Annotated in this window: 19 protein-coding genes and 2 pseudogenes; 4 read left to right on the top strand and 17 right to left on the bottom strand. The window is 41.2% G+C overall.

Annotated elements, in window-relative coordinates; genetic code table 11:
- Nucleotides 1-93 precede the first annotated feature (93 nt).
- Nucleotides 94-1,074, bottom strand: coding sequence for a sensor histidine kinase (locus ABID27_RS00355; protein ID WP_354279468.1), 981 nt, complete (start codon nt 1,072-1,074; stop codon nt 94-96).
- Nucleotides 1,067-1,750 (bottom strand): response regulator transcription factor, encoded by a 684-nt coding sequence (locus ABID27_RS00350; protein WP_354279466.1) that lies wholly within the window; start codon nt 1,748-1,750, stop codon nt 1,067-1,069. The genes ABID27_RS00355 and ABID27_RS00350 overlap by 8 nt, the downstream gene beginning before the upstream one ends.
- Nucleotides 1,751-1,893: 143 nt before the next feature.
- Between ABID27_RS00350 and ABID27_RS00345 the strand changes: the two genes are divergently transcribed.
- Nucleotides 1,894-3,096 (top strand): DUF2974 domain-containing protein, encoded by a 1,203-nt coding sequence (locus ABID27_RS00345; protein ID WP_354279464.1) that lies wholly within the window; start codon nt 1,894-1,896, stop codon nt 3,094-3,096.
- A 137-nt stretch (nt 3,097-3,233) separates the two neighbouring features.
- On the opposite strand, the pseudogene tnpA reads toward ABID27_RS00345, so the two are convergent.
- Nucleotides 3,234-3,604 (bottom strand): annotated as a pseudogene (gene tnpA, locus ABID27_RS00340) (IS200/IS605 family transposase); the annotation flags it as partial.
- 378 nt (nt 3,605-3,982) lie between these two features.
- Nucleotides 3,983-4,639 (bottom strand): DUF1803 domain-containing protein, encoded by a 657-nt coding sequence (locus ABID27_RS00335; RefSeq protein WP_253365980.1) that lies wholly within the window; start codon nt 4,637-4,639, stop codon nt 3,983-3,985.
- Nucleotides 4,640-4,905: 266 nt separating this feature from the next.
- Here ABID27_RS00335 and ABID27_RS00330 point away from each other — a divergent pair, with 266 nt between their 5' ends.
- Nucleotides 4,906-5,547 carry a VTT domain-containing protein gene (locus ABID27_RS00330; RefSeq protein WP_253365978.1) on the top strand — a complete coding sequence of 214 codons (642 nt, stop codon included), beginning with the start codon at nt 4,906-4,908 and terminating at the stop codon, nt 5,545-5,547.
- 72 nt (nt 5,548-5,619) lie between these two features.
- Here ABID27_RS00330 and ABID27_RS00325 read toward each other — a convergent pair whose 3' ends face one another.
- The gene (locus tag ABID27_RS00325) at nt 5,620-6,555 is read right to left on the bottom strand and encodes a manganese-dependent inorganic pyrophosphatase (RefSeq protein ID WP_354279462.1); all 936 of its coding nucleotides are present in this window, start codon (nt 6,553-6,555) and stop codon (nt 5,620-5,622) included.
- A gap of 130 nt (nt 6,556-6,685) precedes the next feature.
- On the opposite strand from ABID27_RS00325, the gene ABID27_RS00320 reads away from it, so the two are divergent.
- Complete coding sequence (locus ABID27_RS00320; RefSeq protein WP_354279460.1) at nt 6,686-8,383, top strand: M3 family oligoendopeptidase; 1,698 nt, start codon at nt 6,686-6,688, stop codon at nt 8,381-8,383.
- Nucleotides 8,384-8,410: 27 nt separating this feature from the next.
- On the opposite strand, the pseudogene ABID27_RS00315 reads toward ABID27_RS00320, so the two are convergent.
- From ABID27_RS00315 to ABID27_RS00305, 3 genes and pseudogenes are all read right to left on the bottom strand, one after another.
- Nucleotides 8,411-9,415: pseudogene (locus ABID27_RS00315) on the bottom strand (NADP-dependent oxidoreductase).
- A gap of 98 nt (nt 9,416-9,513) precedes the next feature.
- Nucleotides 9,514-10,305 (bottom strand): pyruvate formate-lyase-activating protein, encoded by a 792-nt coding sequence (gene pflA / locus ABID27_RS00310; RefSeq protein WP_253365971.1) that lies wholly within the window; start codon nt 10,303-10,305, stop codon nt 9,514-9,516.
- Between the two features lie 87 nt (nt 10,306-10,392).
- Nucleotides 10,393-11,733 (bottom strand): hemolysin family protein, encoded by a 1,341-nt coding sequence (locus ABID27_RS00305; protein ID WP_354279457.1) that lies wholly within the window; start codon nt 11,731-11,733, stop codon nt 10,393-10,395.
- 126 nt (nt 11,734-11,859) lie between these two features.
- Here ABID27_RS00305 and ABID27_RS00300 point away from each other — a divergent pair, with 126 nt between their 5' ends.
- The gene (locus ABID27_RS00300; protein ID WP_354279455.1) at nt 11,860-12,639 is read left to right on the top strand and encodes an ABC transporter ATP-binding protein; all 780 of its coding nucleotides are present in this window, start codon (nt 11,860-11,862) and stop codon (nt 12,637-12,639) included.
- A 25-nt stretch (nt 12,640-12,664) separates the two neighbouring features.
- On the opposite strand, the gene ABID27_RS00295 is transcribed toward ABID27_RS00300, so the two are convergent.
- The 9 genes from ABID27_RS00295 to ABID27_RS00255 form a co-directional block, all read right to left on the bottom strand.
- On the bottom strand, nt 12,665-14,032 hold the full coding sequence (locus tag ABID27_RS00295; RefSeq protein WP_354279453.1) for a glycoside hydrolase family 32 protein: 1,368 nt from the start codon (nt 14,030-14,032) through the stop codon (nt 12,665-12,667).
- Between the two features lie 3 nt (nt 14,033-14,035).
- A complete protein-coding gene (locus ABID27_RS00290) occupies nt 14,036-14,890 on the bottom strand; it encodes a carbohydrate ABC transporter permease (protein WP_435533061.1) in 855 nt (284 codons plus the stop codon).
- Nucleotides 14,871-15,752: a carbohydrate ABC transporter permease gene (locus tag ABID27_RS00285; RefSeq protein WP_253365966.1), complete on the bottom strand. Its 882-nt coding sequence runs from the start codon at nt 15,750-15,752 to the stop codon at nt 14,871-14,873. The genes ABID27_RS00290 and ABID27_RS00285 overlap by 20 nt, the downstream gene beginning before the upstream one ends.
- Before the next feature lie 84 nt (nt 15,753-15,836).
- Nucleotides 15,837-17,138, bottom strand: a complete 1,302-nt coding sequence (locus ABID27_RS00280) for an ABC transporter substrate-binding protein (RefSeq protein WP_354279448.1) — start codon at nt 17,136-17,138, stop codon at nt 15,837-15,839.
- A 169-nt stretch (nt 17,139-17,307) separates the two neighbouring features.
- Entirely contained in the window at nt 17,308-18,294 is a 987-nt protein-coding gene (locus ABID27_RS00275; protein ID WP_253365956.1) for a LacI family DNA-binding transcriptional regulator, read from the bottom strand.
- A 102-nt stretch (nt 18,295-18,396) separates the two neighbouring features.
- Nucleotides 18,397-21,189 (bottom strand): isoleucine--tRNA ligase, encoded by a 2,793-nt coding sequence (gene ileS / locus ABID27_RS00270; protein WP_354279446.1) that lies wholly within the window; start codon nt 21,187-21,189, stop codon nt 18,397-18,399.
- A 10-nt stretch (nt 21,190-21,199) separates the two neighbouring features.
- Nucleotides 21,200-21,481 carry a GNAT family N-acetyltransferase gene (locus ABID27_RS00265; protein ID WP_354279444.1) on the bottom strand — a complete coding sequence of 94 codons (282 nt, stop codon included), beginning with the start codon at nt 21,479-21,481 and terminating at the stop codon, nt 21,200-21,202.
- Between the two features lie 24 nt (nt 21,482-21,505).
- Nucleotides 21,506-21,637, bottom strand: coding sequence for a hypothetical protein (locus ABID27_RS00260; protein ID WP_354279442.1), 132 nt, complete (start codon nt 21,635-21,637; stop codon nt 21,506-21,508).
- Between the two features lie 234 nt (nt 21,638-21,871).
- Nucleotides 21,872-22,606, bottom strand: coding sequence for a DivIVA domain-containing protein (locus ABID27_RS00255; RefSeq protein WP_354279440.1), 735 nt, complete (start codon nt 22,604-22,606; stop codon nt 21,872-21,874).
- Between the last annotated feature and the right edge of the window lie 6 nt (nt 22,607-22,612).

The raw sequence follows: 22,612 nt of genomic DNA, 5'->3' as shown, positions 1-22,612 counted from the left end.
AGTTCTCCATTTCTTTTTACTCGTTTCATTTTACTGCTAAAAAACCATGGTAGCCATGGTTCTAACTTACATCTCACTTACAGATTTGTAAGGTTAATCTAGCCTGAGTCGTTTTTGGTTAATACCAATCCGAACCTCTGTACCTTTCCCGACCTCGGAGGTCAATTTTAAGGAGAAATCTAATTCTTGAGCAATCTTCCGAGATAAATAGAGCCCTAATCCTGATGATTGTTGGGTAATCCTGCCATTGTAACCCGAAAATCCTCGTTCAAAAACCCGCTCCAAATCTTCCTTAGCAATCCCAATTCCCGTGTCACGAATCACCAAATCCCCCTCATCTAGCAAAATTGAAATAGTTCCTGTTTTGGTATATTTCAGTGCGTTAGACAAAAATTGTTCTAGCAGAAGCCCGAACCAGCGCTTATCTGTCACGATTTCCTGTTCTAAGTCTCCTAACTCCAGACGAATGCGTTGCTGGATAAAGAAAATGGAAAATTTCTTAACCGTTTGATTGACCAAGTCTGCAAGATTTTCCTTACGAAAAACGAGGTCATCATGAAAAGACTGCAACCGTAAGTAATTGAGCACCAAGCCAGTATACTGTTCAATTTTCAGCAATTCCTGACTCAGTTCTTGCTTGTGCTGACTGGCGTCTAAGTCGCCTATCAAGAGCTGACTGGCTGCGATGGGCACCTTCATTTGGTGGGCCCACATGGTATAGTAGTCCTGCAAATCCTCCTGACGGGCACGCTCCTCGGCTTTACAACTGGCCAGCTGCAAGGCTGCCTCTTGGTATTTCTTCAGCAAAAACATCTCTATCGCTGTCTGATGAGGAAAATCCTGACCAGCAAGAACCGCCGACCATTTCCGAAACTGTCTCACACCGTCCATCAGGAAAACCAGCAACATTATTACTAAAATTAAAAGAAATCCATAATCAGCCACTCCTTGCTCGATACCGTAGAGACCTGAAAATGCCCACAGCAAGAAGCTAAGCAGAGCAAAACCGATCAAGAATAGAGCCCGTTCTCGCAACCAATTCCAAAGGAACTGCCACCATTCTCGTCTAGTCATGGCGCTTCACCAAGCCGTACCCGACTCCCTTTTTGGTTGAGATGATATTGGTCAAGCCCATGTCTGTCAATTTTTTTCGCAGACGCGCCACATTGACCGTCAAGGTATTGTCATCGATAAACAAGTCGCTGTTCCAGAGCTCTTTCATCAGGTCCTCACGGCTGACGATAACCTGCGGTCGCTCAAACAGTACCCGCAGGATTTGAAATTCATTTTTGGTCAGTTCATCTGTTTTTCCAGCAAAATGAATCTGCATGTTTTTTAAGTCTAGGGAAATATCATCAAAGAGCAGGACTGATTGCTCCCCTACAAAGTCGTAGGTCCGACGCAGCAAGCCCTGTATCTTAGCCAGCAGAACGGTCATATCAAAAGGCTTGGTCACATAATCGTCCGCCCCCATATTGATGGCCATGACAATGTCCATGGGCTGGTCATGCGAAGATAGAAAAATGATGGGCAAACGTGACTCTTTGCGGATTTCTTGGCACCAGTAATAGCCGTTAAAAAAGGGCAAGGTAATGTCCAACAAGAGTAAGTGCGGCTGAAATGAGCGAATCTGCTCTAAGACAGCTTGAAAATCCGTCACTTCCTCCACATCGTATCCCCATGTGGTCAGATTTTTAGCCACCAAACGGCTAATGGTCGCATCGTCTTCTACAATTAAAATCTTCTGCATCGGCGCTCCTTTCTTTTCTCTTATTATAAAGGATTTAGCCAGTAAATGGAATGATTTTTAGCTGACTTACAAGATTTTAAGTTGGCATTTGTCTTTTCCAGCAACTTGGGCTATACTGATAGAAATAAGCAAGAGGAAACCACATGGCAAATATACTGACCTACCTGACCAATTATCAATATGACAATTTTTACGAGACTGCAATCAATGAATTGGACATTTTAGCCTTGACAGAGCTGTCTTACCTGCCCTTCGATGACTTGATTACGGCAGATTTTTCAGTGACAAAAGGCATTCGGTTGGATGAATTGGCAGATAAATTTCATGAAAAATTTCAGTCTGGCTATCCGCCACTTTCCATGGTCAACCGTGACCGTCTGGCACTACTTGCGCAACTAAGCCAGAGCAAACGGTTCAAGTATATCCGAGCCTTTGCCTATGTCAATGATTATAGCTTGGAGGATCAAAAGCAATTTGCAGCCGTCTCCTATCGCCTCACTCCAAACGATGTTCTGACCGTTTTTCGTGGAACTGATGATACCATAATCGGCTGGAAAGAGGATTTCCATATGACCTATATGGCCAAAATTCCTGCCCAAGCAGCGGCACGAGACTACTTGGAAACAGCTATTGAGACCCTACCGGCTAATTTTTATGTAGCTGGCCATTCAAAAGGGGGCAATTTGGCTACTTTTGCCAGCAGTCAAGTCCAGCCTGCCCTTCAGGAAAGCATCCAAGAAGTCTATAGTTTTGATGGCCCTGGCTTGCATGAAACTGTCCTTGCATCGACTGGGTATGCAGCCATTACCAAGCGCATTCATTCCATCATTCCAGAAGGCTCTATCGTTGGTATGATGCTTCAAACACCGAAAAATGCCCACATTGTCAAAAGTACAGGGCTGGGACTCATGCAGCATATCAGTTTTACTTGGGAAATTGACGACAAAACCTTCCAAACTGCTGCCGCTCTGACCCCCGACAGCCTGCAAATGGACCAAACCCTCAAAACCTGGACAGCTAGCTTAAGCCCCGACGAACTCAAAACCTTTTTCGACCTCTTTTTCGGTCTCTTTACCCAAGCTGGCATTTACCGCTTCAGCGACATGACCATCGATACGCCTGCTAAGTTACAGGCCTTGGCTCAAAATCGACAAAACCTCTCCCCTGAAGAACGGCAAATGTTGGAAAGGATGACCCGACTCCTCATTGATACCCGATATCAAATCTGGAAAGAGCAAAATCAAAACCGCCCTAAATTTGACTTGGAGAAACTGAGAGTCAATTTACCTGATTTTCAAACCTTTCCCTTCATCAAATTTTCCGATGACAACAAACCTCAAAAATAAGTCAAAACCACCCGTGAAAACGGGTGGCCTGTACACCGGCTATAAGCCGATGGTCTCCAGCGGAGTCTAAAGACGCTCGCTGAACTTCGTTCAGGTTATGCTTTCATTACTTGACTGATGCCCGTAACAACGGGCTTTTATCTTGTCCTGAATCCTCCATCAGAAAACGGATCTTCATATTCTTTAACACTTAACTTATCGAGTGCAATGTCATCCTTTTCTTGCTCACGTATGTATTTTGCTACAGTTTGTTCATTTAATCCGACTGTACTGACATAATACCCTCTCGCCCAGAAAAGCGATTTCCGTATTTATACTTTAAATTCGCATGCTTACCAAATATCATCAAGGCACTTTTACTTTTTAAGTAGCCTATGAAATCAGAAATCGCTAGTTTTGGTGGAATCATGACAAGCATATGAACATGATTGGGCATCATGTGTCCTTCTATAATTTCCACACCTTTGTATTGACATAGATGACGGAAAATCCCAATCAAATCTTGTCTTATTTTGTATGTGATAAACTATAACTGGTTTTAGCCACGCTAAAATAGTCCACTGGACTTTTTTACTCCTCCTTTGTCTAACCTGAACAATTAGGTTAGACTAGGAAAAATAAAGGGAAGCTCGAAGCCTTGTCAGCCACCAGCTAAGCTGGTGGTTTTCTTGTTTTCCTCTTCGAGAAAAACTGGCTAGAAGCCATAAAATGAAAAAAGAACCTAGGACTAAGTCCCAGGTTCTTGATTTTTTATCACTATATTTTGCTAAAAAAATAACAGATTTTACACAAAATCCCCAATTTTGTCTGTCTGGCAAATTCTAGCCCTTCTTTTTAGAAAAATAAGACACAAAAAGAACGAGTTGGCACTCGTTCTCCTATCTGTTTATTCCGTCGCTTCAAAGATTAATCTCTCCCTATCCAGCTCCATGGTCAAACGGTAACTGAATTCATCAACCGACTCGATAAAGCCTAAAATGACCAAAGCCTGCACAAAGATCTCCGAACGTTTTTGCAGAAGAATATCCTTGCGGGTAAATTTCAGTAGAAATGTGGTCATGTATTTGAGAGCATAAGCGGGATTGACATCTCCCAAAAGCTCATACAAAACCGCCTGTTCAGCAGATAAGGGCAACTGCTCCCGCATTTTGTAAAAATAAGCATTCAATGTCAACTTTTCCCGCAAAAAATCAACTTTTTCTCGAATCACCAAAGCATTGGTGTCATTGGCCAAGTCCATCTCATAGGTCAAGTTTTTTAAATCCTGATAGACAGGGGATTGGTCGTCCACAAAGACCTCTTGACCAAATTCCAGCTGGTCACAGGACACCAGCAAAGAAAATTGATTGCGGTAGCGACGATTTTCACGCGCAATATAACCCGCGTCAATGTAGCTATCCAACAGCTTATCCACGTTTTTCACTTCGGAAAACGTTTTTTTAATGTCCCGCAAGATAACCTCATCATGCAGGGCTAGGTAATTGATTAAGTCTTGAAAAAAAGACTGCTTGGTTAATTTTGTAGGGTTCACTGTGATAATCATAAAAACAGTATAACAAAAAAATAGACTCTTGCGGAAAAACAGAGAGCAATTTTCAGCTCATATGAGCTCACGCAGATAAACTTGAAATCATTTACCAGCTCAGACAGTTTTTTTTTGAAAATGGAGATGAAAAACTTGACCACTAGTAGCTACGAGATGGTATACTAATGATATCATGTAAACTCTACTCAGTTAACTGTGATAGATGTTATTTTGGACGCTTTATCAGTCTGAAATTCCCCTAAAAAAACAAAAATGAGGTAACTATGTTTATCATTGATTTTATTTTACATATCGACCAGCATATCTATGCGATGGCTAATGCGGTTGGCCCTTGGACTTATCTCCTACTTTTCCTCGTGATTTTCGTGGAAACAGGAGCGGTTATCCTTCCATTCCTCCCAGGTGATAGCCTACTGTTTGCGGCTGGAGCTCTCGCTGCTAATCCAAATATGTCCTTTAATGTATGGATTTTTGGCATCCTCTTCTTCCTTGCATCTATCCTAGGGGATACCTTAAACTTCTTTATCGGACATACCTTTGGCTACCAGATGGTAAGACATCCCTTCTTCTCTCGCTTTATCAAAGAGCAGTACATTCAAGATGCAGAAGAGTATTTCGAAGAAAAAGGATCTGCCGCTATCATTCTCGGGCGCTATATCCCGATTGTCCGTACATTTGTCCCATTTGTTGCCGGTGTCAGCCAATTTCCTTTTAAAGATTTCTTCATACGGGCATTCATCGCAGCAGTTTCCTGGTCTATCATTGCGACTGGCGCTGGCTACCTCTTTGGCAATATTCCATTTGTCAAAAGTCACTTTTCTCTGATTATCATTACGATTGTCCTCGTGACCTTGCTCCCAATGATTATTCCAACGATTAAAAAAATCGTTCAGAAACATCACTAAGCTACACTAAAATTCTACTTCATGTAGCATCTAAAAAAACACGCTAGAGCTTTCTAGCGTGTTTTCAGTTTATTATGCGTTAAAGCTGTCTGTCAATTGAGGAACAACTTGTTTCTTACGTGAAACAGCACCTGCAAGGAATGCATGGTTGTTTTCAAGGGTAAAGTTGAAGGCTGCTTCTACCTTGTCCATGTTGCTTCCCAAAGCCAAGATTTCTGAGTTTGAGTTGACGATGTCTGTAATCATAAGGACAAAGTCTGAGTAGCCGTTGGCTGCTGATGCAGCTGTCATGGCTGCTTCGATTTCTGCTTGGCGTTCCAAGACTTCTGCGATATCCACCGTATTGACTTGTGCCACGCGCACTGCGTTGCCATTCAATTCGAATGTTTTGGCGTCGATGTCAATCAACTCTTCAGCTGATTTGCTTGCCAAGTTTGTTCCAGCTTTCAACAATGCCAAGCCATATTCTTCCAAGTTAACGCCTGCGATGGCTGCCAATTCTTCTGCAACTGCTGGATCAGAGACGTGAGTTGTAGGAGATTTGAGCAAAAGCGTGTCAGAAATCAAACCCGACAAGAGAAGACCAGCTACTTCTTTTGGAAGGGTGATACCTGCTTCTTTTGAAGCACGGTAAACGATAGAAGAGGCTGAACCAACTGGCTCAACACGCATATAAAGTGGATTAGCCGTTTCAAAATTCGCTACACGGTGGTGGTCAATGACTGCTGCCACTTCAACCTCACGAATATCTGCGATAGATTGTTGGAATTCATTGTGGTCTGTCAAGATAACTTGGCTCACGCCTTCTTCTTTAGCAGAAGTGACCACGCGAGGGGCTGTTACACCAAAGTAGTCCAAGGCAAATTGTGTTTCTTCATTTGGCTCTCCCAAGAGAACGGCTTCTGCATCGCGTCCCCAAGCTTCGCGCTCCAAGTAAGCCCAACCATAAGCTGAAGCTGTTGCATCCGTATCTGGATTTTGGTGACCAAAAACTAAAAATTTAGACATGTTGTTACCTCATTAAATAGATTCAACTTATTTTACCACATTTTCAATCATAATGGAATGAGGGGAACTGCATTTGCATCCGCACCTAAAAAAAGGTAAGATAGTAGTAGATTATTATAAAGGAGTTTTTATGAAATTCTCAGATTACACTTATGTGCGCCCTGACTATGAAGCGCTCAAACAAGAAATGGCAGCTTTAACTGCTGACTTGGCTGCTGCAACAAGTGCCGATGCAGCTCTTGCTATCGTCAAGCAAATCACAGCCATCAACGGAAATATCGACACCCAGGCCAATCTCTGGAGCATCCGTCACTCCATTGACATGAATGACGACTTCTACAATGAAGAAACAAAATTCTGGAACGAGTATTCTCCCCTCTTTGACGAGCTCATGACCAACTACTACCGCGTGGTGGTGGATAGCCCATTCCGCAAAGAACTCGGTGACTTCTTGCCAGAAACATTCTTTATGTTGGCAGAAAACAAGCTCAAAACTTTCTCATCCGAAGCGATTCCACTTTTCCAAAAAGAAAATCAATTGGTCGACCGCTACAATAACCTGATGGCAACTGCCCGCTTGGACTTCCGAGGAGAAACTTACAACCTCTCTCAAATGGGACCTTTCAACCAATCAACTGACCGCGACACGCGTAAAGAAGCTTCCGACACTGTCACAGGTTACTTTGTAGAACACGAAGCTGCATTTGACGACGTCTACGACCAGCTTGTCAAAGTTCGTCATGAAATCGCGACAACACTCGGCTTCAAAGACTATGTTGAATACGGTTACAAGATGATGAACCGTTTTGACTACAACCGTGACATGGTCAAGACCTACCGCGAAGAAATCTTAAAATTGGTTGTTCCAATTGTCAACGGATTGCGCGACCGCCAAGCCAAACGGATTCAAGTCCCTGAGCTCAAACACTACGATCTAGTTCTCGAGTACTTAAACGGAAACGCGACACCGCAGGGTAGGCCTGAACACCTAGTCAAAGAAGCACAAAAAATGTACCACGAGTTGTCCCCAGAAACAGGCGAATTCTTCGACTACATGGTAGAAAACGATTTGCTAGACCTCATTGCCAAAGATGGTAAAGACACAGGTGGCTACTGTACCTACATTTACGACTACAAGAGCCCATTTATCTTTGCTAATTTCAATGGAACAAGTGCAGACATCGACGTCTTGACGCACGAAGCTGGACATGCCTTCCAAGTTTACAATTCACGTTGGATTGCAGCACCTGAAGCTATCTGGCCAACCTACGAATCTTGTGAAATTCATTCTATGTCTATGGAATTTATGACCTGGCCTTGGATGGATCTGTACTTCAAAGAACAAGTAGACAAATACAAATTCAGCCATTTATCAGCCGCTCTCTTCTTCTTGCCATACGGTGTACTCGTCGACCACTTCCAACACGAAGTTTACGAACATCCAGAGATGACACCTGCCGAGCGCAAAGCCACTTGGCGTCGTCTTGAAAAAATGTACCTTCCTTCAAAAGATTACTCTGAATCAGAAGCCCTTGACCGTGGTATCTTCTGGTACCGCCAAGGACACATTTTTGCAAGCCCGTTCTACTATATCGACTACACCCTCGCTCAAGTCTGCGCCCTCCAGTTCTGGAAACGAACACAAGTAGATCACGACGAAACAGCTTGGGAAGACTACATGCGCATCTGTAAAATGGGTGGAACAGCAACCTTCCTCCAAATCGTGGAAGCTGCTGGTATCCAATCTCCATTCCAAGAAGGAGCCTTGGAAGCAACTCTGACTGCTGCCGCTGACTGGCTCAACGCTATTGACGACAGCAAATTATAAACGAAAAGAAGCCGATGGCTTCTTTTTTTACTCCTCTACTCGTAAAATGGATTTCCCTTTTGAACCACCTTTTCGCAACTTATCCAGCGCCTTGTTGATGTCAGTAAACGCAAATACTTGGTCAATGGAAATGGGAACTTGTTTTTCAGCAAAAATACGAGAAATCTCACGCAATTGCGGACCATCCGAATGCACAAAAATGAAATGATAGGTTTGCCCATTTTCAGCTGCTAGTTTGTCATATTTTCGTCCAACCAGACCAAATAAGAATTGCTTGAACCAAGACAGACCCATTTCTTTGGCAAAGGCACGGTTAGGCAGACTACTCAGACTGACTAGATGACCCCCTGTTTTCAAAATCCCAAACTGCTTCTCCAGCTCTTCTCCTCCCAAGGTATCAATGACGTAGTCCACATCCGATAGAATCGTTGTGTAGTCCTCTGTCTGGTAATCGATAAATTGGTCCACTCCCAAGCTCAGCATCCGCTATTTATGAATCGCACGACCATTTGTCACGACCAGCAAACCACGAGCTTTGGCTAGGGGAATGGCTATGGCACCAAAACCGCCTGTTCCACCGGAGATAAAAATCGTCTTCCCAGCCTCTACCTTCAACAAATCCAAGGCTTGGTAGGCTGTTAAGGCTGTCAAAGGAATTCCGGCCGCCTCTTCAAAGCTGAGGTAGTCTGGAATCAAGGCAATTTCTGACGCTGCAATTCCTACATACTCCGCAAATGCACCTGGTTCTTTCAAGGTCATTCGACCATAAACCCGGTCTCCTACCTTAAAATCAACCACATCACTTCCCACTTCCTCGATGCCCCCTGCAAATTTATTTCCCGCTGTGAATGGCGTTTTAAAAGGAAAAATCGCTCGAATTGACCCCGTCATGAGCTTGTAATCCACAGGGTTCAAACCTGCTGCCACCACCTTAATCAATACATCTTGTGAAGAAATTGTCGGTTTAGGAATGTCGACAATCTCCAAGTCAAATGGCTCTTTAGCGTACTTTATTTGTTGAATAGCTTTCAATTTTCTTCTCTTTTATTACTATTTAGCGATAGTTTAGTATACCACATTTTGAATAAAACTAGAAAAAGAACACCTCACTTTTGAGATGTTCTCTGATTTTATTGTGCTTTAATCCGATTGAGGTATTCCTGATAGGATTCTGTCTGCATGAGTTCTTTCGCGTTTTCAACACGGGCTTTGGTTGGTGGCTTGGTTCCTTCTAGCGGATACGGTTTCCCCAATTCACGCCACTTGAATTCACCCAAATTATGATAAGGAAGAACTTCAAAACGCTCCACATTAGTCAATGTTTTGACAAACTCACCCAAATGCACCAAATCCTCATCACGGTCTGTCAAATCTGGCACCAAGACATGGCGAATCCAAACGGGCTTGCCAATATCTGACAGATAACGTGCACAAGCCAAAATAGTCTTATTGCTGTGACCAGTGACAATCTTGTGTTGGTCAGGATTGATTTCCTTGATATCCAAGAGCACCAAATCCGTCACAGCCATGAGCTTCTCATATTTTTCCAGATAGCGAGGAGTATTACGGAAAGTCAGGGCACAGGTATCCAAAGTGGTGTGGATGCCTTTCTCCTTGGCCAAGGTAAAGAGGGCAATCAAAAAGTCAATCTGGATAGTGGCTTCACCACCTGATACGGTGATGCCTCCCTCCTTCCCCCAAAAACCTTTGTAACGCAAGGCTTCATTGAGGACGTCTTCTGCTGTTCTTTCTGTCGCCATAGGATTTACCAAATCCCAGGTATCTGGATTATGGCAATATTGACACCGCATATGACAGCCCTGCATGAAGACCACAAAGCGGATACCCGGGCCATCTACAGCACCAAAGCTCTCTGTCGAATGTACCAAACCGGTAACATTTCTGTAATCGATTTCTTCCATTTTTACTTCCTATCTTTCACTCCCTCCATTATAACACTATTTTTAGGAAAGCGGGTTCAAAAACACTGAAAAAAGAGTGGGAATTTCCTACTCTTTTCCATCTTCTTCTGTTTCAATCTTTGTTAATAAAAGTTTGATTTTAGTCACACGACCATTTTTGACCTTGTCATTGATCAGCACCAAGTGGTAATCATTGCTGTCCACTTCATAGCTCATCTTTTCATCCTGACTTGGGATCGTCCCAACACCTGTTAAGTAGAAGCCAGCAATGGTATCCACATCATCGCTTTCCAACTCTGTGCCAAAGTGCTCATTGAAGTCATTGAGGGTCATATTCCCCTGAACAATATAAGTCTGGTCTGCAATTTCACGGACAAAAATCTCTGTCTTATCCGTTTCATCATCAATTTCTCCAACAATTTCTTCCAACAAATCTTCCAGAGTGACCAAACCAGCCACTCCACCGTATTCATCAAGAAGAATAGCCATTTGATTTTGCGTATTACGGAGTTCCGTCAAGAGATCATCCACGAAAATCGTTTCTGGAACAAAGAGTGGTTCCTGTAAAATCTTACGTAGATTGATATTTTCAAAACCATTTGTAAAACCTTCTGACAAGAGGCGCTTGGTATGAATGAGACCAATCACCTTGTCCTTGTCGTCTTCATAGACAGGAATTCGGGAGAAATTTTGCTTGAGAATGTCTTGGATAATACTGTTAACATCATCCTCGATATCGACCATGAAAGCATCCGTCCGAGGCACCATAACCTCACGCGCCACCATTTCGTCCAAGGAGAAAATCCCCTGCAACATCTCAATCTCGTCCGCATCCAGACTTGTCGCTTCACTCTTGGTCAGCATGTACTCAATCTCATCTCGGGTCATCTGCTCATCCGCATCATCAAAAGTCATGGGTGTAATCCGAGACAAGAGATTTGTGGATGCAGACAAGAGCCAGACAAAGGGACTCACAATCTTCCCTAAGAAAATAATTACTGGCGCAGTCACAACGGCTAGATTTTCTTTCATATTCATGGCAATCCGCTTCGGATACAATTCCCCCAAGACGATCGATACGAAGGTCAACAATGCCAAAGCAAACCAATAACCTGCCGTCTGTGCCGTTGAAGAATTTCCCAACCAGCCCGCAAATACCTTGCCCAAGTCACTAGCTAAGCTCGCCCCTGATAAGATTGAAATAAAGGTAATGCCAACTTGAATGGTTGACAAAAAGTTGTTAGGATTGTCTAGCACCTTGACCAGACGAATATACTTTTTCTCCCCTTCAACCGCTTTTTGCTCCACACGAGAACGATTGAGCGACACTAATGCCATCTCAGAAGCTGAGAAAAAGGCATTGAGCAGGGTTAGAATAAAAAGGATCAAAATTTGCAAATAAATGGTCTGACTACCAGGGTCTTCCATGTCGGTCTCCTATGTCTATAATTTTAGATAACAGTCCTATTATATCATATTTTTAGATTTGGAGGGAAATTATTCATTTTCTAGCATTTCTATGATAAAATAGGAAAAACATTTGTGAGGTGCTCCATGATTCTATCCATGCAAGATTTATCCTATCGTCGCCAAGGAAAGACGATTTTAGAAGACATTAACTGGCAAGTTAGAAAAGGAGAAACTTGGGCCGTTCTTGGGCTAAATGGTGCTGGAAAATCCACTCTCTTACGGATTCTCATGGCTGAATTTTGGAAAAGTTCTGGTGAATTGCAGGTCTTGGGCGTTACCTTCGGTAAGGGAGATATTCCCAGCCTCCGCAAGAAAATTGGCATCGTCGGTTCCTTCCTAGCCGAACGCTTCCCAACTGACCTCTACGCCGAACAAATCGTGCTAACAGGCAAGTACAAATCCTCCATCCTCTACCGCGAATATGGACAAGCCGAACTGGACCAATCCCGACAAATGCTCTTAACTATCCAAGCAGGGCACTTGATTGGTCGACGCTACAATAGCTTATCACAGGGTGAACGGCAGCTACTACTCATCGCGCGTAGTCTCATGGAAGAACCTCAAATTCTCATCCTAGATGAAGCAACCGTCGGATTAGACCTACTGGCACGGGAACGTCTTCTCAAGCACATCGACCGCATTTGCCAGCTGAAAAATGCACCAGCTATTATCTATGTGACCCACCACGCTGAAGAAATCACGGCTCCATTTAGCCACGTCCTCCTCCTCAAAGAAGGAAAAGTTCTAGCGCAAGGGCCCAAGGAAGAAATCCTTACTCCAGAACTCCTAGGCGATTTTTACGGCAACCAGGTCGAACTCATCCCGCTAGGCGACCAACGAATCTTTATCAAGCCATTATTATAAAAAAGAGAAGAAATTTCTTCTCTTTTTAATTTGTTAATTCCTGTAAAATGCCACCATCCGTTAAATAATATGAACTCGATAGACTTTCTTCACCATTGTTTATAAAAATTTCCAACAAACTTTTATCCAAAATGAATAAAACTTCGTGAGCTTCAACAGACACTGCACGTCGATTAATTGGCCACTCTTCTTCACCTTTAATCTGGATTTTTAAGTGACTACGATCTACATAGACTTCTTTAGCCACTGCATCATAGCCAAATTCTAAGTAATCCTCTGAAGTACCCAGTCGGTATACTTTTCCATCTGTCCAATCACTTTGTAGATAGCCAACCTGAGAATTTTCCGACATAAATAAAATAGGAAGTTGTTCCAAGATGCCATCCGGCAATGTTTGAAGTATTTTTTCACCTTTATATTTTAAAATTCTTGGCGTGGTCATAGCTCCAGCCCAACCATGTTGAAGATTATGGGTGACTGCTGTACGACCCCAGTTTTGCATCCAAGCAATGACAATTCTATTTCCCTTATTGTCTTCAAAAGATTGGGGAGCATAGTAATTATGCCCGTGATCAATTTCTTTTACCGTCTCCTGATAAAATTGCTTTTTATCCCAATCAACAAATCCTGAAACTAAAACAGAGGAATTTAGATTGACAAAATCATTTCCAACACGTTGATAGCGCATCGGTGACATCATAAGATAGGATTTTCCATCCATCTCAAAATAATCTGGACATTCCCACATAAAGCCTTGATGGGACTCCCCTTTCAAAAATATCGATTCAAATTGCCAAGATACCAAATCATCAGACCCTAGCAAGATAATACATCCTACTCCATCTTGATGTTTAGCTGCAACAACAGAATAATATCGTTCGTCCTTTTCAAATAATTTTGGATCACGAAAATCACTCTTAACAATTTCCTCAGGCAAAACCTCTCCTGTTGCAACTGGATTTTCCTTGATTTTATGAAAAGAAATGCCATCTTCAGAGTAAGCCATATTTTGAATTTGTCGGACACTTCCATCCTCATCAACAATATGACCCGTGTACATTAACCAAAGAATATCATCCTTAACAATGGCACTTCCCGAAAAGCAGCCATCCTTATCATAGTCTTGGTCTGGCACTAAAGCCACAGGTAGATGCTCCCAGTGTAATAAGTCCTTGCTCTTTGCATGTCCCCAATGCATCGGCCCCCAGACACTGTCGTATGGGTTAAACTGATAAAATAAGTGATACTCGCCTCGGAAGAACACGCACCCATTGGGATCATTGATCCAACCAGTCTGGGCCGAAAAGTGCAATTCTGGTTTATAGATCTGATTCACTTTAGAAATATTTTCTAAAATGTATTTTTCTGCTCTTTCAATACTAAATTGACTCATGTATTATTTTACTCCTGTTCCAGTACTTCCCAATCCTTGAACCAAATATTTTTGGAAGAATATGTAAATAATAATGAGTGGAATTGTTGAAATTGTCAACATCGCCATTATTTGGTTTGTATAGGTTGGTTGGGTATTATTGATATTGGTAATAGCTACTTGCAATGGAAAATCACTTGTATTGGTTAACACCATCAATGGCCAAATATAGTCATTCCAGCTACCAATAAAAGATAGAGTTCCTACCGTCGCAATAGCTGGTTTCGACAATGGTAACATGATATTCCAAAAAATTCTAAAATGAGATGCCCCCTCAATCTTAGCCGCTTCCAAAATTTCATTCGAAACCGCTCTGAAGAATTGTCTGAACATATAAATAAATAGTGGTGCGGAAAGAGCTGGCAATATAACTGCTAAGCGTGTATTTAATAAACCTAATTTTTGCACAATAGAAAACTTAGTGATCATGATTGTCTCACCAGGAATAACCAAAAGTGCTAACATTAAACCAAAAAGAAATCTCTTTCCCTTAAAATCAAATTTCGCAAAGGCATATCCCGCCATAGAATTCACCAAAATAGAGCCAATAGTCACACAAGAGGCATAAAAAATACTATTTGCAATATATTGAAAAAGATTAAATCGTGCTGATATTTCTTTATAGGGTTGAAGCCATTCACTTGGATTGGCAGACGGCAAAAATGAACGCCAAGTTCCCAATTGGTCAAAGACAGCCTTTTCAGTCTTCATAGAAGAGACGACCATCCACACTAATGGAAATACAAATAAAACAGCTAGTAGGAAGGTCAAGCTAAAGTACAATAAATTTGTTTTTCTTTTATTCATGATATCCTTCATCTCCTGTTACTTTTCGTTGTAAAACTGTAAATAAGATAATAATCAAACCAAAAATGACCGTAATAGAACTTGCATATCCAACCATACGATCCGTGAAACCTGTCCTATAAATATAGTATACTGGTGTTAAGGTTGAATTCAACGGCCCACCTTGTGTCATGACCATTGGTTGAATAACCAGTTTAAAGGCATCAATTAACGTCGTAGTTAAAATTAAAATAGAAGTTGGCTTAAGCATTGGTAAGGTAATATGGAAGAATTGTTTCCATTTACTAGCTCCGTCAATGCTGGCTGCCTCATACAAAGAAGACGGGATATTTTGTAGACCTGCAAGGAAAATAAGCATTTGGTAGCCGGCTCCTTGCCAAGCAGAAACTCCTATAATCACAAACATAGCTTGTTTAGGACTCGTTAAAAATGGCTGTGAATCAATACCAATTGTATTCAAAAATGCATTAATCAAACCACTCGAGGGATTCAATAGGACTAGCCACAAAACAGATACAACAACTAAAGACATAACGACTGGGGCAAAGAATGCCACTTTGAAAAATATGGTTGATTTCCGCTTATTATTGACTAGCAAGGCCAAACCTAAGGCTAATCCAAGCTGAATTGGAATAATAAAAATAACAAATTGACCAATATTTTTTAGACTTTGCATGAACAAAGGATCTGAAAAGAGCTTGATAAAATTATCAAATCCTACAAAAGTGGTGGCGTCCGGAGTTAACAAATAGTAATTTGTAAAAGCATAGTAAATAGATAGTAAAGTTGGTAAAAATAGGAATGTCCCTAAGATCAAGAGAGAAGGGGATAGAAACAGATACCCCATAAAGGATTCTTTGTGTTTAGCTGTCATTGATCATAAACTCCTTCTAATAAACAATAGGGGTCGTCTACTCAGTTCACCTGCTATAGACGACCCTTTCTTTCACGATAAATCCTATGGTAACAATGAATCAATTTCTTTTGCTTTTTGTTCCAAAAGTGCTTTAATATCTGAATTTTGATCAACATAGGTTGATTCTGTCACAGTATCTTGTACAATGCGGCTAATTTGTGGATATTTTACAAGAACAGGACGAGCATGCCCAGTTTTCGCATTTTGCTCCAACAATACTTTCATTTGATCGGAGACTTCTGTTGCAAGGCGATCAGATGTGGATTTACGAGAAGGAAGTACAGAATTGCCCACACTCATATCGTAAACTTCTTGTTCTGATCCTAAGAAATCAATCAATGCTCCCGCAGCATCTTTCTTCTCAGTTGTAGCACTCATACCGTAAGCCCAACTACCAGTTGGTGAAACCAATTTTTTCGTTTTAGGAGACATAGGCAATGGAAGAACACCATACTCAATATCAGTATATTTAGAGTCCATTTCTTGCATCGTCCAAGAACCTGTCATCTTCAGTGGATAAACACCTGTTTGGAAACCATTCTTTTCTGGAGTAATGGTTGAGTAACCATTTTTAATCAAACCTTGAATGAAGGTAAATGCTTCAATTGACCCTTCATTATCAAGTGCTCCTGTTGATTTTTCACCTGATTTATTGACAACATCACCACCAGATGACCAAACAAATGGTGTAAAGGCATACATCAACCACTCTGAGTGATCATCAAAGCCGACATCAATAGCTGGTTTATTATATTTTTTAGTCAGTGTAGCAAACAATTCATTGTATTGATCATATGTCCAAGGATTCTCTACAGTTGGTAGGCTAGCTATATCAACACCTGCATCTTCTAGCATTTTTTTGTTGTAGAAAATTCCCACACCTGATTCAGAATAACCTAGTGAATATAGCTTTCCATCATAGGTACCTTCATCTACAATACTTGGTAGTAAGTCATCTTTATTTGTTACATAGTCATCAATTGGAGCGATAATACCTGATTTTGCATAGGCGGCTGTATTCGGTCCATCCATCGTGAGAACATCTGGCAGAGTATTTGTTGTTAAGGCAGCATTCACTTTATCTTCGTAACCACCACCGGAACCACTCCGAGGAATATATTCAACCTTAGCAGTGTAGCCTTTTCCATTGTTCTTATTGAAGTCCTTAATTGATTGGCTCATAACCTGTCCTTCGGCAGACTCTTCAGAGTACTGTACCCAGAGGGTAACTGTCTTATTGTCTCCTTTTTCAGAGGCTTTATTTGAGCCATTATTTCCACAGCCGGCCAAAGCCAAAGCAGACAATAAAGTAACGGCAACGGTTGTTTGTTTAAAGAATTTCATCTTTAACCCTCCTATATTTTTAAAACGTTTCAAAAATATAGGTTATAAGAAAGGTGATTTCACCCCTCAAATAAAATATAAATGAAACGTTTCATTTTTTTGGTAAAATATAAATTAACTTAATGACAAGATTATTCTAACATTGGTAACGCTTTCTGTCAAGTAGTTTTTAGCTATTTTTTGTTGTTTTTCCTTCAATATATGAAATAGGTAAAATAACTTGACTTTCATGTGGTTTTCCTTCAATAATCGCTAACAAAACTTTGACTGCTGTTTGTGCCATTTCTTCCAAGGGTTGCTTGATTGTTGATAAGGGATAATCTCTATCTTCTCCGTATCGAATACCATCATATCCAATAATTTGAACATCATCTGGAACATTCTTCCCAATTTTCTCTAACACAGCTATAGTATCTAAAGCCTTAAAGTCATTTACGGCAAAGATACCATCAATTTTGGGATTATCTCGTAAAAATTTTTCTAGTTCAACTTGAAAATCTCCATAAGGCTCCTCTAAATCAAAAATAAAACAATTTTCCCCAGCCTGTCTCACTGTCTTTTCAAAATAAATTCTTCGATTTTTCGTATCATTGGAGGTGCTATTGTGGCTTCCTACAAAAGCTAGATACTGACAACCTTTCTCCATTAGTTTTTCTGCTGCTAATTGCCCTCCCTTTTTATTGTCAGAAGCAATCCAAGCAATTGATTTTTCCGTATAACTCCTATCAATACTTACAAACGGAATATCTGACGCTAAATAATCCTCGATTGGATTATAAGTTATCGCAATAATACCATCCACCTTATTTTGCTGCAACATGGTAAGGTATTCCAAATCTTTTTTAGCTCCATTTGTGTTACAAAGTAGCAGTTTATAATTGACCTCACTAAGAGCAGTTTCAACAAAAAAAGCAAACTCACTAAAAAATGGATGCCAAATACTCGGAAGAATGAGCGCTACTGTGTCCGTTTTACTTGTTTTCATTCCCCGAGCATATATATCTGGAATGTAATTCAGCTCTTCAATAGCCAAATTTACCTTATTCAAGGTAGTTGGCTTTAAGTCACTTTTCCCATTAATAACACGCGATACCGTACCAACACTAACCCCAGCCAATCTAGCTACGTCTTTCATAGTAATAGATTTTTTTTTCATAACTTTTACTCCACATATTTTCTACATTATAACACGTTCAGAAAACCTTTTCTATTTTTTACAACAAAAAACCAGTCCCGTAGAACTGGTTATAATTCAAATTTATTTACTTTCAAATCCTTGAGCTACTGCTTCTGCAAAGTTAGCTTCTACAATTTCCGCACAGTGGTCACAGATATGAGCATGGTACGAACGTTCTTTTGTCGTTTCATCGACACGGCGACAACGATCACAAACTTCACCTGCAGCTCGTGCTACTGTAAAGGCAATATCTTCAAATACAATTGCATCTGCTGGTGCGGAGTCTTCTGTTATGATCAATCCTGATACAATCAAGAGCTGAGCAATATCGCTATCAAGAGCAGCCAACAATGTTTTCACTTCTTGGCTAGCATAAATAGTCAAGTGTGCTTCCAATGATTTACCAATCACCTTAGCGTTACGCGCTTCTTCCAAAGCTTTTTGCGCTTGTGTACGAAGGGTCATGAAGGCTTCCCATTCCTCAAGAATAGCTTCTTGACCGGCAAATGTTGCGACTTCTGGCATTTCTGACAACTGAACAAACTCTTCTGCTTCGTGCTCAAGGTATGACCAGATTTCTTCAGCCGTATGAGGCAAGATTGGTGTCAACAATTTAGTGATCTTAACCAAGATATCGTAGAAAACAGTCTGCATTTGACGACGGACAAGACTATCTGCTGCTTCAATGTAAACCACATCCTTAGCAAAATCAAGGTAGAAGGCTGACAAGTCAACTGTGATAAAGTTAACCACCGACTTGTAAATGGCCATAAAGTCATACTGATTGTAGGCTTCCTTGATCGTTGTCACCAATTGATTAAACTTAATGGTCATGTATTTGTCAACCGAACGCAAGTCTTCAAAAGCAACTGCGTTTTGAGTTGGATTGAAGTCAGATGTATTGGCAATCAAGAAACGAAGTGTGTTACGGATTTTACGGTAAGTTTCTGACACTTGACCAAGGATTTCCATAGACACACGTACATCGTTATCCGTATCAACAGATGTCACCCAAAGACGGAGAATTTCTGCACCGTATTGCTTAGCCACATCATTTGGCGAGATGATATTGCCCTTTGATTTAGACATCTTCTCCCCCTTACCATCAAGGACAAAGCCTTGTGACAAGATTGACTTGTATGGTGCATGACCATTAACAGCTACTGACGTGATAAGGGATGAATTGAACCAACCACGGTACTGGTCCGAACCTTCAAGATAAAGATCAGCTGGATAGGATAGATTTTCGCGAGCATTCATGACACCGTTCCAAGAAGAACCTGAGTCAAACCAAACGTCCATGATGTCAGTTTCTTTGGTAAATTCGCCATTTGGTGAACCTGGGTGTGTGAATCCTGCTGGAAGAAGATCTTTAGCTTCACGTTTCCACCAGATGATGGACCCATTTTCTTCAAAGAGATTGGCCACATGGTCTGTTACTTCTTTGGTCATGATTGGTGTGCCATCTTCGGCATAGAAGATTGGGAGCGGAACACCCCAAGCACGTTGACGTGAGATAACCCAGTCGCCACGGTCACGAATCATATTGTAAAGACGTTTTTGTCCCCAAGCTGGATTGAAAGTTGTTTTTTCAATTTCATCCAGAATGTCTTGACGGAATTTTGATACGGATGCAAACCATTGTGGCACTGCACGCCAGATAATTGGTTTTTTGGTGCGCCAGTCAAATGGGTATGAGTGGTTGATGACTTCTGAAGCCAAGAGAAGGTCTCCCAATTTTTCCTTAACGGTTGGTACAACCTTATCGTAAAATTGACCTACAAAGTCCGGACCAGCATTTTCCATCATAAGACCACGCTCATCAACAGTAACTGCAACCTCGATACCATATTTGACACCGACATTGTAGTCATCCTCACCAAAACCTGGTGCAGTATGGACAATCCCTGTACCAGACTCAGTTGTGACGTGATCACCTAAGATCACCAATTCATCAACTTCTGTGTCCCATGGGTGTTCGGTCACAATCAATTCAAGCTCTGAACCTTTATGACGCGCCACAATCTCAAATGACGCCCAACCAAATTTACCTGCTAGTACATCAACCAAGGCTTCTGCAACCACATACTTACGCTCTGAACCTTCTGGTTTTACCACAAGGTAATCAAGGTCTGCGCCCACTGTTAAGGCACGTGAAGCCGTCACTGTAAATGGTGTTGTCGTCCAAACAACGATATAGGTATCGATGTCAAGAACACCCTTCCCATCTTTGACTTTGTTGGCGTAATAAAGTGATGTTGAGTCAATGTCATGGTATTCAATCTCAGCTTCAGCAAGGGCTGACTCTGATGACCAAGACCAATAAACAGGTTTTGCACCACGGTAGATATAGCCTTTATCTGCCATGGCACCAAATACACGGATTTGATCAGCTTCATATTGTGGTTTTAGGGTGATATATGGATTTTCCCAATCCGCTGAAACACCCAAGCGTTTAAAGTCATCGCGTTGCTTGTCCACTTGACTAAGTGCATAGTCACGGCACATTTCAAGGTAGGCTGCCAAGTCCATTTCTTTACGCTTCACACCTTGTTTTGCAAGAACTTGCTCGATTGGAAGTCCATGTGTGTCCCAACCAGGAACGTAAGGTGCACGGAAACCGGACATTGATTTTGAACGGACAATGATATCTTTTGAAATCTTATTCAAAGCGTGACCAACGTGGATATTCCCGTTAGCGTAGGGAGGTCCATCATGCAAATGAAAGGCAGGTTTGCCTTCATTGAGCTCTTGACGTTTGCGATAAAGGTCAGCCTGTTCCCAAACTTTTTGCCATTCTGGTTCTTTATTTGGCAAACCAGCACGCATCGGGAAATCCGTTTTCCCCAAATTTAAGGTTTCTTTTAATTTCATTTCTTCTCCTTTATTTTACAAATAATTCCATTACAACTTCATTGCCAGATGGTCCCTTGCTCGAAAAGCCTAGACTTTCTAACATCCCACGCATTCGATGGTTGCCAATGACATAATCAGCAACTAAGCGATGACAGGATGCATCTTTCTGCGCCATCTTAATCACTTGGCGTAGAACTTCCTTGCCATAGCCATTATTTTGATGCTTTTGGTCAATCATCAAGCGCCAAATCAGCCATTTCTGCTCTTCTAGATGCATCCATAGCAGTAAAAATCCCACTACTTGGTCCAAATTATATACTGCATAAGGTCTGACTTATTCGCCATAGAGCCAAGCTTGAGCCAAAGAATAAGTATTGGAAGCCACACGACGTTCATCCTGTGAGGATAAACTTAAGTCCACGACTTCTTCAAAACTTGCTTCATCAACAATTTTTAATTTAATCATAACAAATAAAAAAAACTTCCGCCAAAAAGGACGAAAGATCGTGGTACCACCTTAGTTTAGATAGAGTTTCCCCTATCCCTTATCTGACTGATAACGATGGTCAACCGTCTCCCCCTACTAAATGTGTTCAAAGGAGATTCCATAAGATGATTCCATATTGAAGAGGGAATGCAGACCTTTCACCATCGCCTACTCGCTAAAATTATCTCCAATATGGATTGTTCTTATATTATTTTACTCTTCTACAAGCTCTTCAACAGGCTCGCTAGTTTCTAAAGAATGTTCTGAAGCATCAAGTTGAGCTTGTTCTTGCTCAAAGGCTTCTGCTTGACGAGTGATTTCTGCAAGCTCTTCAGCTGTCAATTGACGTGTCACATCCAACTCATCTTCAACAGGTTCAACTTTTTCAGCCAAAGCTATTTCCAACACTTCGCGGAATGCTTCATCACTTGTCTGCAAGTAAGATGCTGTCGGGCGAAGAATTTCTTCCCATTCAGATGAATTCACAATAGACAATTGGCTTTCAACTGTGGATTTCAAGCGTTGATGGAAGATACGTGTCTTGTTTTTAAGTTCTTCTGTTTCAACAGCTACTTTCTTCGCATTATCTGTTGCTGATCTGAGCAACTCATGTGCCTTATCTTTTGCTTCATTCAACAAGTTTTGAGCATCGTAGTCTGCTTGTTTCAAAATATTTGCTGCTTGTTCGTCTGCAGCAACCTTAACCTTAGCAGCCGTATCTTGTGCCAAAAGAACTGATTTGCTCAATGATTCTTTCATTTCATCGAAATAATCCAAGCGTTCTTTCAACGACTTGATTTCCAACTCTTGTTCATGATTTTTACGAACTAAATCTTCATAATCACTTGTCACAATGTCTAAGAAATCTTCAACTTCATCTACATCATAGCCATTAAATAATTTATTTCCAAATGTTTTATCTTTTAGTTCTTGTACTGTAAGTGCCATAGGCCC

The organism is Streptococcus gallinaceus, from assembly GCF_040545695.1.
In the GTDB taxonomy this organism is placed as follows: domain Bacteria; phylum Bacillota; class Bacilli; order Lactobacillales; family Streptococcaceae; genus Streptococcus; species Streptococcus gallinaceus.
This window is presented reverse-complemented; position numbering and strand designations above follow the sequence as displayed.

Excerpts from the sequence above, each read along its gene's own strand:
- ABID27_RS00355 (WP_354279468.1), bottom strand. The coding sequence starts at position 1,074 with ATGACTAGACGAGAATGGTGGCAGTTCCTTTGGAATTGGTTGCGAGAA.
- ABID27_RS00350 (WP_354279466.1), bottom strand. The coding sequence starts at position 1,750 with ATGCAGAAGATTTTAATTGTAGAAGACGATGCGACCATTAGCCGTTTG.
- ABID27_RS00345 (WP_354279464.1), top strand. The coding sequence starts at position 1,894 with ATGGCAAATATACTGACCTACCTGACCAATTATCAATATGACAATTTT.
- ABID27_RS00335 (WP_253365980.1), bottom strand. The coding sequence starts at position 4,639 with ATGATTATCACAGTGAACCCTACAAAATTAACCAAGCAGTCTTTTTTT.
- ABID27_RS00330 (WP_253365978.1), top strand. The coding sequence starts at position 4,906 with ATGTTTATCATTGATTTTATTTTACATATCGACCAGCATATCTATGCG.
- ABID27_RS00325 (WP_354279462.1), bottom strand. The coding sequence starts at position 6,555 with ATGTCTAAATTTTTAGTTTTTGGTCACCAAAATCCAGATACGGATGCA.
- ABID27_RS00320 (WP_354279460.1), top strand. The coding sequence starts at position 6,686 with ATGAAATTCTCAGATTACACTTATGTGCGCCCTGACTATGAAGCGCTC.
- pflA (WP_253365971.1), bottom strand. The coding sequence starts at position 10,305 with ATGGAAGAAATCGATTACAGAAATGTTACCGGTTTGGTACATTCGACA.
- ABID27_RS00305 (WP_354279457.1), bottom strand. The coding sequence starts at position 11,733 with ATGGAAGACCCTGGTAGTCAGACCATTTATTTGCAAATTTTGATCCTT.
- ABID27_RS00300 (WP_354279455.1), top strand. The coding sequence starts at position 11,860 with ATGATTCTATCCATGCAAGATTTATCCTATCGTCGCCAAGGAAAGACG.
- ABID27_RS00295 (WP_354279453.1), bottom strand. The coding sequence starts at position 14,032 with ATGAGTCAATTTAGTATTGAAAGAGCAGAAAAATACATTTTAGAAAAT.
- ABID27_RS00290 (WP_435533061.1), bottom strand. The coding sequence starts at position 14,890 with ATGAAGGATATCATGAATAAAAGAAAAACAAATTTATTGTACTTTAGC.
- ABID27_RS00285 (WP_253365966.1), bottom strand. The coding sequence starts at position 15,752 with ATGACAGCTAAACACAAAGAATCCTTTATGGGGTATCTGTTTCTATCC.
- ABID27_RS00280 (WP_354279448.1), bottom strand. The coding sequence starts at position 17,138 with ATGAAATTCTTTAAACAAACAACCGTTGCCGTTACTTTATTGTCTGCT.
- ABID27_RS00275 (WP_253365956.1), bottom strand. The coding sequence starts at position 18,294 with ATGAAAAAAAAATCTATTACTATGAAAGACGTAGCTAGATTGGCTGGG.
- ileS (WP_354279446.1), bottom strand. The coding sequence starts at position 21,189 with ATGAAATTAAAAGAAACCTTAAATTTGGGGAAAACGGATTTCCCGATG.
- ABID27_RS00260 (WP_354279442.1), bottom strand. The coding sequence starts at position 21,637 with ATGATTAAATTAAAAATTGTTGATGAAGCAAGTTTTGAAGAAGTCGTG.
- ABID27_RS00255 (WP_354279440.1), bottom strand. The coding sequence starts at position 22,606 with ATGGCACTTACAGTACAAGAACTAAAAGATAAAACATTTGGAAATAAA.